This is a genomic window from Sinorhizobium sp. 7-81 (assembly GCF_030124405.1).
In the GTDB taxonomy this organism is placed as follows: Bacteria; Pseudomonadota; Alphaproteobacteria; order Rhizobiales; family Rhizobiaceae; genus Sinorhizobium; species Sinorhizobium psoraleae.
Window position 1 is genome coordinate 1 of the sequence record NZ_JASKLT010000024.1, and the last position, 12,142, is coordinate 12,142.

10 protein-coding genes and 3 pseudogenes are annotated in these 12,142 nt (G+C 56.6%); 5 read left to right on the forward strand and 8 right to left on the reverse strand.

Going from position 1 to position 12,142, the window contains the following annotated elements; genetic code table 11:
* Window positions 1–314: 314 nt before the first annotated feature.
* The 4 genes from QN224_RS31225 to kdsA form a co-directional block, all read right to left on the reverse strand.
* Window positions 315–1,121: a 3-deoxy-manno-octulosonate cytidylyltransferase gene (locus QN224_RS31225; RefSeq protein ID WP_283979824.1), complete on the reverse strand. Its 807-nt coding sequence runs from the start codon at window positions 1,119–1,121 to the stop codon at window positions 315–317.
* A 94-nt stretch (window positions 1,122–1,215) separates the two neighbouring features.
* Complete coding sequence (locus tag QN224_RS31230; RefSeq protein ID WP_283979825.1) at window positions 1,216–2,523, reverse strand: hypothetical protein; 1,308 nt, start codon at window positions 2,521–2,523, stop codon at window positions 1,216–1,218.
* The gene (locus tag QN224_RS31235) at window positions 2,520–3,572 is read right to left on the reverse strand and encodes a KpsF/GutQ family sugar-phosphate isomerase (RefSeq protein ID WP_283979826.1); all 1,053 of its coding nucleotides are present in this window, start codon (window positions 3,570–3,572) and stop codon (window positions 2,520–2,522) included. The genes QN224_RS31230 and QN224_RS31235 overlap by 4 nt, the downstream gene beginning before the upstream one ends.
* Before the next feature lie 438 nt (window positions 3,573–4,010).
* Complete coding sequence (kdsA, locus tag QN224_RS31240; protein WP_283979827.1) at window positions 4,011–4,874, reverse strand: 3-deoxy-8-phosphooctulonate synthase; 864 nt, start codon at window positions 4,872–4,874, stop codon at window positions 4,011–4,013.
* Window positions 4,875–5,041: 167 nt separating this feature from the next.
* On the opposite strand from kdsA, the pseudogene QN224_RS31245 reads away from it, so the two are divergent.
* Together QN224_RS31245 and QN224_RS31250 are read left to right on the forward strand one after the other, a co-directional pair.
* Window positions 5,042–5,625, forward strand: a pseudogene (locus tag QN224_RS31245) (IS21 family transposase); the annotation flags it as partial.
* 20 nt (window positions 5,626–5,645) lie between these two features.
* Window positions 5,646–5,871, forward strand: a pseudogene (locus QN224_RS31250) (ATP-binding protein); the annotation flags it as partial.
* Between the two features lie 240 nt (window positions 5,872–6,111).
* Here the strand turns inward: QN224_RS31250 and QN224_RS31255 are convergent.
* Both QN224_RS31255 and QN224_RS31260 read right to left on the reverse strand, forming a co-directional pair.
* Window positions 6,112–7,155 (reverse strand): Gfo/Idh/MocA family oxidoreductase, encoded by a 1,044-nt coding sequence (locus tag QN224_RS31255; protein WP_283979828.1) that lies wholly within the window; start codon window positions 7,153–7,155, stop codon window positions 6,112–6,114.
* A gap of 14 nt (window positions 7,156–7,169) precedes the next feature.
* Entirely contained in the window at window positions 7,170–8,261 is a 1,092-nt protein-coding gene (locus QN224_RS31260) for a Gfo/Idh/MocA family oxidoreductase (RefSeq protein ID WP_283979829.1), read from the reverse strand.
* A 1,208-nt stretch (window positions 8,262–9,469) separates the two neighbouring features.
* On the opposite strand from QN224_RS31260, the gene QN224_RS31265 reads away from it, so the two are divergent.
* The 3 genes and pseudogenes from QN224_RS31265 to QN224_RS31275 form a co-directional block, all read left to right on the forward strand.
* Window positions 9,470–9,721, forward strand: a complete 252-nt coding sequence (locus QN224_RS31265; protein WP_283979855.1) for a hypothetical protein — start codon at window positions 9,470–9,472, stop codon at window positions 9,719–9,721.
* Window positions 9,722–9,801: 80 nt separating this feature from the next.
* Window positions 9,802–10,599, forward strand: a complete 798-nt coding sequence (locus QN224_RS31270; protein WP_283979830.1) for an IclR family transcriptional regulator — start codon at window positions 9,802–9,804, stop codon at window positions 10,597–10,599.
* Between the two features lie 171 nt (window positions 10,600–10,770).
* Window positions 10,771–11,018, forward strand: a pseudogene (locus QN224_RS31275) (ISNCY family transposase); the annotation flags it as partial.
* Window positions 11,019–11,242: 224 nt separating this feature from the next.
* On the opposite strand, the gene QN224_RS31280 reads toward QN224_RS31275, so the two are convergent.
* Window positions 11,243–11,569 carry a hypothetical protein gene (locus QN224_RS31280; protein WP_283979831.1) on the reverse strand — a complete coding sequence of 109 codons (327 nt, stop codon included), beginning with the start codon at window positions 11,567–11,569 and terminating at the stop codon, window positions 11,243–11,245.
* Window positions 11,570–11,618: 49 nt separating this feature from the next.
* On the reverse strand, window positions 11,619–12,140 hold the full coding sequence (locus tag QN224_RS31285) for a tyrosine-type recombinase/integrase (protein WP_283979832.1): 522 nt from the start codon (window positions 12,138–12,140) through the stop codon (window positions 11,619–11,621).
* Between the last annotated feature and the right edge of the window lie 2 nt (window positions 12,141–12,142).

The following is a 12,142-nucleotide window of genomic DNA, read 5'->3' on the forward strand; positions in this document are numbered from 1 at the left end:
ACCTCGTGATCCTCGATCGGCAGATCGCCGAAGGCACGATGGTTGATCCCGCCGTCAAGCGGCTGCTCACGATCACCGGCGTCAGCCTCACCGTTGCGCATCTCGTCGGTCATCGGTGATCTTTCCATCAGGTTGGTCTTGAACAACCCAACCCTACCGGAAAAACACTGATGGCCACCCTGCCAGCTACACCATCTCCTGGGACATCATCAAATCACTTTGACTCCGGGCTGAAAGGCGTTGCCGTGACGGGGCAGAATTAAGCGCTTGGTCACCGCTGTTGCAACAATATCGGAGCGATCTTGACTAGCATCTCACAGTTCTGCGTCGAGTAGCTCCCCTTCAGATGAAATTATATTCTCGGCGCGGCAGATATCATCCTCAATGTCAATCGACCCATTTGTGCGCCCACGATAGTCCACTTCAACGACACGCAGCGGTATCCCGTTTTCTAGGGCACGTAGCTGCTCCAGTTTTTCGGCACGTTCAAGCGGCCCAGGTTTCAACGTGAGATAATGTGTCAGTGTTTCGAACTTATAACCGTAGATGCCGACATGCTGATAGACAGGCGCCCCTTCCGTGCTAAACGACGGAGAGTCGCGGCGAACAAAGGGAATTACGCCCTTGGTAAAGTAGAGAGCATTTCCATGGCGATCGAAGACTACGGTGGTGGCGCCAGCCTCTCCGGATGCCATATCCTCCACTGCCTTTTGATAGCTCCTCCAATCCATCCGGACGGCAGCAGTCACCATTTCGAGGTCCGGCTGACGGACCATTTCCTCGACCACCCGTTCGAGTACCCACGGCGGAGTCAGCACCGCATCGCCCTGCAAGTTCAGCACGTGGCTGGGAACTGGGCTCAGGGACTTAGCTGCCGCAAACACGCGCTCGGTCCCGTTCTCACATCTCTCCGGTGTCATTGTGGCAAGCCCGCCGAAACCCTCGACGTGATCGGCTATTCGTCTGTCGTCGGTTGCAACGTGAATGGAGTTAACGCCTTTTACGGCACTGGCCAAACTCCATACCCGATAGATGAGTGTTTTTCCAGAAACGAGCCTTAGCGGCTTACCCTTAAGTCGCGTCGAGCCGTATCGTGAAGGGATTATCAGGGCAATGTTCATTATTCACACTCTCCGCAATAGGGACGAGATAGGGGACTTTCCCTGGTTCATGCTAATCTTCTGATAATTGCAGTTAAGCGCCGGCCTCGTCACGTTAGTAGCTCAAGGATCGGAAGTCGCAGATTCGATGAAAAGTGATGAGATTCGTGTATTGTGCGTCAAGCGTTCCGGCGTCTCCTGAGCGGCACAATACAGCCAGGTCCTCCCCATCAATCGTCATGCTCGGATAATTGCGCGCGTGCCGCTCATCAGAGCTGACAGCTACGACGCCTGCAAAGCACCAATCGATGCAGTTCTTTGAAAAGTGCAGCTGAAGTCTGTGTCGCTCATTGTTGGCTAAGTTGTAGCGCCCGGCGGGCAGCATGTTCAGCTTAGCCATCGAGTCGGTCGGTTGCGAGCTGATGAGCCAAAATAGCGACGTAATGGGATCATAGAGAATAAAAAACTTGAGGTGCCCTCCTGGTAGCGGCACGAAAAGCGCTTTGTTGCCTGAAGGGACGCGCTCGATGTCAGTTCGCATTTCTCCATCTTCGCATTCGACAACCTTGACAAGTGCTGCGTAGCCAGTGCCTCCGGTGTTGGTCCGCAGTAATAAATGGACGGTTTTCCCGCTGGGATCGTGCCAAATGTGCGAGGGATCCTGGAAACGAACGATATTGGGCTCCAACCATCCCATGGGGGCGCAGACACGATTGCCCTCAAGTTGAGCAGCCTGCCGCTCGGGAGTGCGATAAAACGGTACCCCCACCCAATCTATGAATTCGTCTTTCATGATTTCGTTGAATGCCGGCGCGGTCGAGAAGGTCCAGGCGGCACGATCTAGAAGATTTGCACCTGTTCGCGCGCGTAAGACGCGCGGCGCCAAGCCCGCCACATTCCAGCCCTCTATATTTAGATCCTTCCGTTGGTCCATCGCCAAGTAAAGATGCTGGCCGTAATAGTGCACGTTGCAAGCCGAACCGTGCCACTTCTCGCCAGAACTTAGCCGGACGGGCGCGGTCCAATTGTCACCATCATCGAATGACGCCATAATCATCATATCGCTTGCCTGCCCTATCACATAAAGGACACCGCCGGCGAAAAATGGCCGCGCATGCCAGAATGGAAAGTCGATGCGGTGCAACCATGTCACGCCACCGTCATCGGAAATGAACAGTTTTCCCTTCCCGCAGCGCGCGCCCGCAGCACGCGACGCTTTCGGGCCGCAGAGATCGGCGACCCCATCGCCACCGAGGTCGAGAGTGGCAATTAGCCGCCCTGTATCAGACCGAGTAATCCCCGGCGTGTAGCAAAAGATGCTGGAAGGCCTAGGCGATCTGTAGACCACGGAGAAGTCCTGCGCCAGCGGCCCCGCCGGCGTGTGGGATCCGCGCTCTTTGCGACTTTCTTTGCATCTACTCATGACGCCAGCGGAATCCTTGTCTTGGCGCCTGCAGAGGTGCAGCTGAAGCCCGGAATGTCTGAAGCGGCGAGTAATCCGACTACGTGCTGAAGATCATCGACAATAACCAGATGCTCACGGGACGTCCGCTGAACCAGATCCAGCGCCGCATGTACTGGTGCTTCAGGCGCGATCGTCGGTGGGTCCCGGTGCATAATGCTCTCGATAGGATTGCTGAAGATAGTATCCTCTTGGTCTATGATGGGTTCTAAGTCGCGATCCGTTAAAACGCCGAGGAGACTGCTATGGCCGTCAACGACCACGACGGCACCAGGCCGCCCGGGCGTCGTATACATGATTAAGAGAGCCAGCTTGATCGGTGTCCCCTCGAGAACGATTGGCAACCTGTCATCGTGTCTCATGACCTCTCGAACACGCAATAGGCGCTGTCCTAGGCTACCAGCAGGATGATAGCGCGCGAAGTCTTCCGAACTTAAACCACGTTGTTCGAGCATCACCAACGCGAGGGCATCGCCTAGTGCCATCTGTGCCGTTGTCGTCGTCGTTGGGGCCAGCCCAAGAGGACAGGCTTCAGGCATCGAACCCATATCCACGACGAAATCCGACATTCTTGCAAGAGGCGACCCTGCATTTCCAGTCATGGCTACGATCGTCACTCCAAGCGGTCTTGCTGCAACTACAAATCTTGTCAGCTCTTCGGTTTCACCTGAGTTGCTGAGGCAAAGGAGTATGTCTTCTGACCGCAGTCGACCAAGGTCCCCGTGCAGTGCGTCGGTGGGATTGAGGGGGATTGAGCGGGTACCAGTCGACGCGAGGGTGGCCGAGATCTTCTCGCTGATGAGTCGAGATTTTCCAACGCCAGTGACGGCAACAATGCCGTTAGATCGCAAGATAAGATTAGCAACCGTGCAGATTTGGTCGTCTATGGTTCGCGCGAGATGGTGGAGAGCTTCTGCTTCCATGCGCAGGAATTCCCTGGCACGACTAAGCATCTTGCGAGCACTGGCCTCGCTGGACTCGGGCCCAGTGGTTTCTTGATTCGTCTTCATGGCTTGAGCTCCTCCAGCTTATTAGAACTCCTATGCAAACACTCCAGCTATCACGACATTAGATCAAGCAAACTTCAGGCAAACGTTTCCTATACTTTTCGTAAAACCGCTATAGCTTGCCTACGTGGTCCTAGATACAGTCGGTAACTGCCTCTCATGTGTTATGAACGCTGCGCTGCATCGAAGTACGCGCGCTGCGGGAAAGCATTGGTTCTTTGTGCCCGAATGGGCAATCGACGGGTCGGCATCTCCGAGATGAAGAACCTCGTTAATGCGTTTGGTTCGCGAATGGCCCGGTTGTTGAGGGGCACTAACGGAGGATTTCGGAGGGAGCAATAAGCTCTCACACCCAAACGGGCGCGCTAAAACCTGGTATCTCTAAGGTTGCACGGGTTGGAGACTTCATCCGCGTCGATGCGATCGTACTCAGCACCGGCCTCATGCTAAGCCTTTAGGAAGTGCGCTCAGCGGATTCGCCTTAGCCAACCTGTCAAATTCGACCAGGGTCTGCAGCAACGCGGGCAAGCTTTTCAGGGGTAGCATGTTGGGTCCGTCCGACGGAGCTTTGTCTGGGTCCTGGTGCGTCTCAAGGAAGACCGCGGCGATACCTACCGCTGTGGCGGCGCGCGCCAGAGCAGGAACGAACTCACGCTGGCCGCCACTTCTGCTGCCCTGCCCGCCTGGCAGCTGGACAGAATGCGTGGCGTCAAAAACAACAGGGCAGCCTGTCTCCGCTGCCATGATCGGCAGGCTTCGCATATCAGAAACGAGTGAGTTGTAACCGAAGGATGCGCCGTGTTCGCACACCAAGACACGTTCAGTTCCGCTGTGAAGCAACTTCGTGACGACATGCTTCATGTCCCATGGCGCCAAGAACTGACCTTTTTTGACGTTTACCGCGCGGCCTGTTCTGGCAGCTGCCACGAGAAGGTCTGTCTGGCGGCAAAGAAACGCCGGAATCTGAAGAACGCTAACAGCCTCTGCGACCGAAGCACATTGGTTGGGTTCATGAACGTCCGTCAAGACTGGACAGCCTACCGTCTCCTGGATTTCGGCTAGGATCGGCAATCCATCGTAGAGACCCAGCCCGCGATCGGATTGATGGCTGGTCCGGTTCGCCTTATCGAACGACGACTTGTAAATAAGACCTAGCCCGAGCCTTGTGGTCATTTCCGCGAGTGCTTGACTCATCTCCAAGCCGTGTGAGCGGCTTTCGAGTGCGCAGGGCCCTGCAATCAAAGTCAGTGGTAGATCGTTGCCTATGGTCAAATCCCCCACGCGCACATGATGGCAATCAGTCAAGGTCGCCACTCCTTTCCGCGCGGGTGCATTTCACCCGCCTCGTGATTTTGTAAGAAACAGAACTGAGGGCAGCGTACGGCAAGTGGCCGATGCCCATCTCACTGCTGATACACTGCCTTTCGAACGGGAAGAAGGCGAGTAACACGTTTGTAAAATCTTTATGACGAATTGAATGCCACTGACCTGCTTACGCTTGAGGCATTTGGTGGTGCGCCGGCGCTGTTGCTCCCCATAATGCTAAGGTCGCCGTCATCAAGACCGCCATTTTGATCCGCGGGCCAATGCACCTATGCCGGGTTGGCGGCCCATCATGGCAGTGCCGGTTTGCCGACGCGACCGCGCCGCCTGTGGGACAAGGCAAAAGCCGAAGCCGCGGCTCGTATCGTCGAGTGTTGGCTACTTGGCCGATTGCGCCGCCGCGTCTTTACAGCCTCGCCGACGTCAATGCGGCGATTGGTGAATTGTTCGTTGGTTCAACGACACCCGTGTTCTGCGCTGCGTCGGGCGCACACGACGCCAGATGTTTGAAGAGATCGATCATCCTCCTCTGCGGCCGCTGCGCGTCGAATGATACGTCTTTGCAAACCGATCTGCCGCGAGCAAGTCGAGGCGCGCAAGCACACGAACGCCGGCGCACAGGCCATCATCGCATCGCCGCTTTGCCGACTGGACAATCGAGCGCATCAGCCGCGTGGCGTCGGCAATCGGATCGGACGATTGCGTTGCTCTGCGGCGCATTCTCGCTGAACGGTGTCGCATGCGGTTCAGTTTAATGATTGGGGTCTAGAGCCGCTTAATGAGCAAGCATGCCATGACCTTCTTGATCGCTACGGACGCCGCTCGACGATCACTACCAGCCAGCTACCCGTATCTGCGTGGCACGAGATCATGGGCAATCCAATCTACGCCGTTGCCATTCTCAATCGGCTGGTCCATAACGCCCATCGCGTCGATCTAACCGGTGAAAGTACGGCGAAATCAGGGCCGAAAATCTTGACTCCCGACACCAAACAATAATAACAGCCAGCAGGACCCAGCCTCAGGGGGCGGGATCATCCTGGAACAAAGGGCGGCCCCATCGGAATCAGCAGCTTGCTCTCCTAGGTCGGGCCTCGGTTGCGCTGCCTCTCTGCAGGCGCCATATCTGCATCTTGAACACAGGACGCGGCTTGCAAGGGCCAGCGCGCGGAGCATCAGGGTAGTTTGTTCCACGATCCGATCGACGAGCAGTTAATGCCTAGCCTTCGATTGGCACCACAGATCCCGTTGTAGCCGACGCAATTGCGGCCTGCATGAGAACGAGACTTCCAATATTGTCACGACCCAGGCTGGCGTAAGGTTTGACTATGCCAGTCTCGACCGTGTGTGCGAAGGTTGCCAGGCTTTCTCTGCGTCCGAACGACGGCATCTTGGGAAGGTCGACCTGTACCACCGGTCGGCCGCGCCTTCGGATCACGACGCGGTCACCGTTCAACGTGAGATCCCGATCACCGCGGCAGGTCCAGAGTATCTCTCCCTCCGCACATTCCACATGCCACACACCGCCATAGGGCGTCTCCTCTCCGGGGCTAAGCCAGTTGCCGCGGTAGCTAACGACGGTGCCTTGGTCGAAGATAATCGTCGCCGTCGCCGCCGGCGATTCTTGGAAGCAACTCCCGGGCGGCTGCCAAGCCGTACAATAGACCTGCCGGGGTTCCTGCCCGAGCACCATACGCATCAGATCGAAGTGATGGATACTAAGCTCCTCGAGTAGCGGTTGTCGTAAGGCATAATGCCCGTATGCTTCATCGGCTGGCATATAATTCACGAAGCGTCGGAACTCGACGTGGACTGCGCCGACCGGGCCGATTGCTCGCTCTCTAACGAGCCTGGCGGCGGTGATGGCTGCAGGGAAAAAACGGAAGTTTTGACTCACCATTAGGACGAGGTGGTAACGATCTGCCAAATCGACTAGGTGCTGTGCCTCGAGGATGTTAGACACAAACGGCTTCTCCACCAATACATGCTTGCCGGTCTCAAGAGCGAGTGCAACGAGCGAAGCATGAGCCGCGACGTTAGCCGTGATCAAGACTGCGTCGGCATCAATGTGCGAGAGCGCTGCGTCGAGAGTTGCAAAGCATTGGTTCGGGCGAGCCCCCAGCCGCGACCTCACTCTCTCCAGCACCTCAAGGTTCGGCTCCACCCAACCCACTGCGACGACCTCAGGTACTCGAGGTATAATGGTCTGAGCCCAGTCAATGCCCCACCGACCGAGTCCTACTTGGATTATCCGAACTGGCATGATGCCCCTCCTATTCAGATGGAACGAGGACGCTGCCTCGTCGAGCGCGCCAGGCCGGTAGCCGCGTTGTGCGTCGTTGCTTTTGTTAGATGGCCAAGTCTGGTTGCAGTGATCTGCGCATTAAGCGCAAGCTCGCAGGCAAGAAAACAATGGTGCTGGCTCATCGCCGTTTCGGTGCGTTGGATGATGTCGGCGAGGAGTTGCGGGCCATAGGGAAGGGGAGTTCTGCTGCAGTCGAAATGATGAGTGCCTCTTCGATCGACGAGGAAAAGATGGCTGGCGCCGGACCGTCCCGCAATATCAACAACTTTGCGGATTTCCATGTACCCATCTGTGCCAAGCACTACGATGCGGCCATCACCCCAAGCGCCGAGACCATCTGGCGTGTACCAATCAACACGAACATACCCGGTGCCGCCATTCCCGCGCACGAGCGCCTCGCCGAAATCTTCGAGTTCCGCACAGTTCGGATGCGCGTAGTTTGCGACGTGTGCTGCCACGATTTCCGCCGATGTGCTACCGGTGAAGGCGAGATAATGGTCAAATTGATGCGAAGCGATATCTGTGAGGATACCGCCCTGGCGTGAAGGCTCAAAGAACCACGGTGGTCGAGTTGCCAGATTGATGCGATGTGGCCCCAGACCAGTTGTATGAACTACCTTGCCGATTGCACCGGAACACGCGAGTTCCAGAGCCTTCACCGTGGCGCCGTTCTCGAAGCGCTCGGCGAAAAACACCGAACAAATGCGGCCCGTCTCCTTCTGCACGGCTCGCGCTTGATCAAGTTCTTGTAAGGTTACAAATGCCGGCTTGTCGAGCATCACGTCCTTACCGTTGCGCATGGCAGCAATACCAATTCTGGCTCGCTCGTCTGGAATTGCTGCAGAGACAATGAGTTGAACCGTTTCGTCCTCCAGTATCTCCTGGATGGAGCATGCTCGTCGTGCTTGCGCATACTTCGTGGCGTATTCGGCCGCGAGATCCTCCTCCGACGCATAAAAGGAGTGCAGCTCTGCACCAGCTGCCAGGAGGATGCCTGTCTGACGGAACACGTGGTCGTGGTTGAGGCCAATAACTGCGAATCGCACAGGCGGAAACTGTGGCATGGACTGCTCCTATTTGCTTTACCGCGCCAGGGGCCTTCGCCCTTGGCCCGTTGATGAGTGGCTGAGCCGGCATTGTATGTGTATTCTATCGGATCATACTTTGCCGAGTGTCGAACCTGTAGGTTTGAGAGGTCTAGGCATCATCTCCAGAGGTCTCGTATTGGGGCCATCGCTCGGCACTTGTCAGGATCCTCATAGGTCTCGAATATGCATGTAAGGCTCATCGCGACGGCCGCTGGTACCAGAATATGGACGAAGTCGCGTGGACTTGAGTATTATATTGGCCGCTTGGTTACTTGCGCTCCACCGTGGTCTAGCGAGGAGTCGAAAGTGCCCGCATGTTAGTCAAAGCGTATTATGGCTAAAGCTCACCCCGTCTCGAACACCAACGCGTCGCGGTTGCAAGTGCACCGTATCCGGCGGCGGGATACTGCCTCTTCTCGATATTCGCGCGTTTGGCTCGGACTGTTTCTAACAACAAAACGGCCTGATGCAGAGAAGGCGCAAGATGGTGAGAGCCCGGCCCGGCCAAGAACAGACTCCTTCGGTTTTCCCTATCGACAGGACTCTTAAGAGATAAAACCTAAACCTTGTGGACCAGTGATTTCCGACAGTCCGGGATTGATCTCGAGCATATGTTTACGGGCGTACCCTGGCGATGAGTGTCGACGGAAGATCGCTTAACCAGCGATCCGATTGTAAGGCAATACTTTCACTTCGTTTTGGTATTGCCGGCGCTTCTCGACTCAAGTTTGAATGTTGAAGCTACAGGGGCAATTGTTAGCGACCATGGCCGTATATGCAAAATAAGGTTTGGCTAAGTTTTTGCGACAATTTCGTCTTATGTCGTCCCGTCCAGACCCCTAACCCTCCTCAGCTTATCTATGGCATTCGCACGGCCTGTGGTGTGATGGGGATCGTGAGCGTGACGAACACCACCTTTCCTTTGCTGATGAGGTCGCGATATAGTCTGTTGTGTTTGTCGTGTCCGCGACACGGTGGCGTCGGCCGAGGTTCCCTGATGCACTCTATTTAAGTCATTGAAATCAGGAAGTGTCGAAAAGAGGTGTGCGCCTTTCGATGGAGCGATGTGTACAACGACGTTAGCACGACTGAGGTGGAACTCGCATTTTCGATGAGGCCGCGAAGTTCAGCCTAAGGCAGGCATTAGTATTCCCTTGCACGGCCAAGATGGCAGCTTTGCGACCATGAGCTTTGCTCGATCATGCGGCCGCGAAATCGACGATAAAACAATCACCTTCTTGCAACTTGCCGCAATACATTTCTATATGAGGGTCGCGGTCTTCGCGAATTCGAGCGGCATCGATGGCCAGCTCTCGCAGCCGCTATGGGCCTCTCACACTCGATCAAAAAATTATGAAGCCGGTCCGACGCGATCAGGCCGCTATCCAAAATTATCCGAAAGAATGGCAGGAACGCTACTTCGAAATGGGTTATGACACAACGATAGCTCGTTTGACAACATGCGTAACCCTAGCGTTATTTATTCGCTGTTCTTCATAGAAGGGAATTCCACCAAATGAAGGTTGCCAACTCCTTGTTAGAGAACTGCTTCTCGGTGATTGAACTACTGGCAGAAGAGGGCCGCAGTATGCGCCTCAGCGAGATTGCTGACAAACTCGGTCTGCAACGAAGTGGCACGCATCGAATTCTCTCGACCCTTTGCGGGCTCAGTTGGGTGGAACAGGATGAGCGAACTGAACTATATCGGCTCACCCTAAAACTGCCTGCGGTAGGCTTCCGCTTCTTGCACGCGTCGCAGATCACTGACGTGTGTCGGCCGACCGTCGACCGGCTTGCAAGAGAAATCCACGAGCTGGTCCGACTTGGTGTTGTGGCGAGCGGGCGTCTTACCACGATTGCCAGTGCTCAAGGCGCGCGGGGTAGCTTAGTCTGCCAACTAAGGGTTTTCCCGACACTGCCAGCGCATGTCACCGCCAGCGGGAAGGCATGGCTGGCGACACTTCCCGACGACGTGGCGCTGAAGGTCGTGCTGGATTCCGGGTTTCGCAACAGGCGCGACTTCGGGCCGAACGCTGTAGGCTCTGTGGACGCGCTTCTATCCGAGCTGAAAAAAACCCGTCGCCAAGGATTCGGCTTTGCTCGGGAGGAGGCGGAGCCAGGCGTGTCCTCGATCGCAGCCGTGGTGAGGGTCGGTGACGAAAGTGTTGCGGCACTCGCCGTGGTGGCGCCGTCCTTTCGTCTAGGCGAGGAACGCGTCACAGCGATAGCCGAGAAGGTAAAGCGGGCTGCCGCCGAAATTTCGACCGTATGGCCGCTCCGGGCCATCACCGCGCAAGCGCTAACGCTCGATTAGCTACTTTCATCCATAAACGAGCGTTTGATTTTATTAAATAAACTGCAGTTTTGCGCGGGCAAGGCCCGGCAATTTTCAGGTATCCTGGATCATGCCACTGATTCTAAGTCCTGCCACCGCCGGAGCCGACAATGCGCCACGAACACACCGTGTGACCTATCTGGACCAGCGTGGCAGATTGAGGTCAGTCACTGCCGGCCGCTGATCGAACGCGTCATGAAACAGAGCGAGCGGCGCGTCCTGGCCGGCGAAACTGTGCCGGCGGGTTCGAGCCCCATGCGATATCATCGTGAAAGGCAATCGCGACGTCGAATACGGCCAGAAACTCAATCTGACCGCCCGGCCAGAGCGGAACGATGCTCGATCTGGTGGTGGAGGCTGGCGATCCGGCCAACAACGCTCGCTTGCTGCCAATGCTGGTATCCCTCCGGCGGGGACCGCCTTGCGAAGTTCCACTTATCCGTGGTCTGCTCTCTTAAGAGTGGACTTAAGAGCGCACTGAGCAATTCATGAGACATGCAGTTTTGCTGACCGGACCAGAGCGGCGGCGGCGATGATCGGTAGAAGAGCGCGCGCAGATAACATAATTACGCATGTCAGTGACCGCTTGCGATCCACACCCGCACCCCGGAACTGATCGGGATCATTTGAGCGCTCGCATCACCGCGGCCGCCAGTTCGGATGGCGCTGCGGAGCCAATTCTCACCTTCACGCCATTCGGGAAGTTCACAAACATGGCCGCTTCGAAAGCATCACGGCTGGCAAAGTCAACGACTTTAGCCGGGACGAAGGCGGGCTCGGCCTGCTCGATCTCGATGCGGGACGGAGTGGTCCCCAAACGAGCCGCCGCGAAGGAGAGCAGCAGCTGGAAGCTGTAGGCGTAAGCCGCGCAGGTATGTTGGCTTGCCCGCCCCTCATGCGGCAGGTGCTCACGCGGAAAGGCAGTGAGATGCGGAGCCAACGCGGTCATGCGACGGCTCCTTGGTGTAGCGCTTCGCCTGCCGCCGCAATCTGCCTCATCAGTATCGGCGTCGCGTGTAGATACCAGTAGGTGTCAGTGACATGAGCGTGGCCCAGATAGGTGCTGAGGGCGGCGATATGACGGCCAGCATTGCGGTCATGCTGGCATCGCTCCAAAGAGCGTACGGCGAAGGTGTGCCGGAGATCATGAATGCGAGGTCCGACTTGACCGGCTCCCCGCGCAGCCCGGCCAATCGCGCGAGCCGAAGGAAGACGGCGATCACGGTACTGTAGGCTGGCGGAGCGCCGGTGCAGGAAACGAACAGCGCGCTGTTCAAGGTTCCGACCCGACGACGCGCTGCCAAATACCGATCCAATGCACCCCGCGTTGTCGGGTGGAGCGGTAGCAAGCGGTTCTTTTGGAACTTGGTTTGTCGGATGATCAGACCATCGGCGGTCATGTCATCGAGCTGAAGAGCGAGAGCTTCGGAAATGCGCATGCCGGTGGCGGCCAGCAAGCCGAACAGGGTCTCGTACATCAGCGGTCTTAGCGAGTCCAATGGCTCCAGGCGGGCAGCCACCC

Excerpts from the sequence above, each read along its gene's own strand:
- QN224_RS31225 (WP_283979824.1), bottom strand. The coding sequence starts at position 1,121 with ATGAACATTGCCCTGATAATCCCTTCACGATACGGCTCGACGCGACTT.
- QN224_RS31230 (WP_283979825.1), bottom strand. The coding sequence starts at position 2,523 with ATGAGTAGATGCAAAGAAAGTCGCAAAGAGCGCGGATCCCACACGCCG.
- QN224_RS31235 (WP_283979826.1), bottom strand. The coding sequence starts at position 3,572 with ATGAAGACGAATCAAGAAACCACTGGGCCCGAGTCCAGCGAGGCCAGT.
- QN224_RS31255 (WP_283979828.1), bottom strand. The coding sequence starts at position 7,155 with ATGCCAGTTCGGATAATCCAAGTAGGACTCGGTCGGTGGGGCATTGAC.
- QN224_RS31260 (WP_283979829.1), bottom strand. The coding sequence starts at position 8,261 with ATGCCACAGTTTCCGCCTGTGCGATTCGCAGTTATTGGCCTCAACCAC.
- QN224_RS31265 (WP_283979855.1), top strand. The coding sequence starts at position 9,470 with ATGAGCTTTGCTCGATCATGCGGCCGCGAAATCGACGATAAAACAATC.
- QN224_RS31270 (WP_283979830.1), top strand. The coding sequence starts at position 9,802 with ATGAAGGTTGCCAACTCCTTGTTAGAGAACTGCTTCTCGGTGATTGAA.
- QN224_RS31280 (WP_283979831.1), bottom strand. The coding sequence starts at position 11,569 with ATGACCGCGTTGGCTCCGCATCTCACTGCCTTTCCGCGTGAGCACCTG.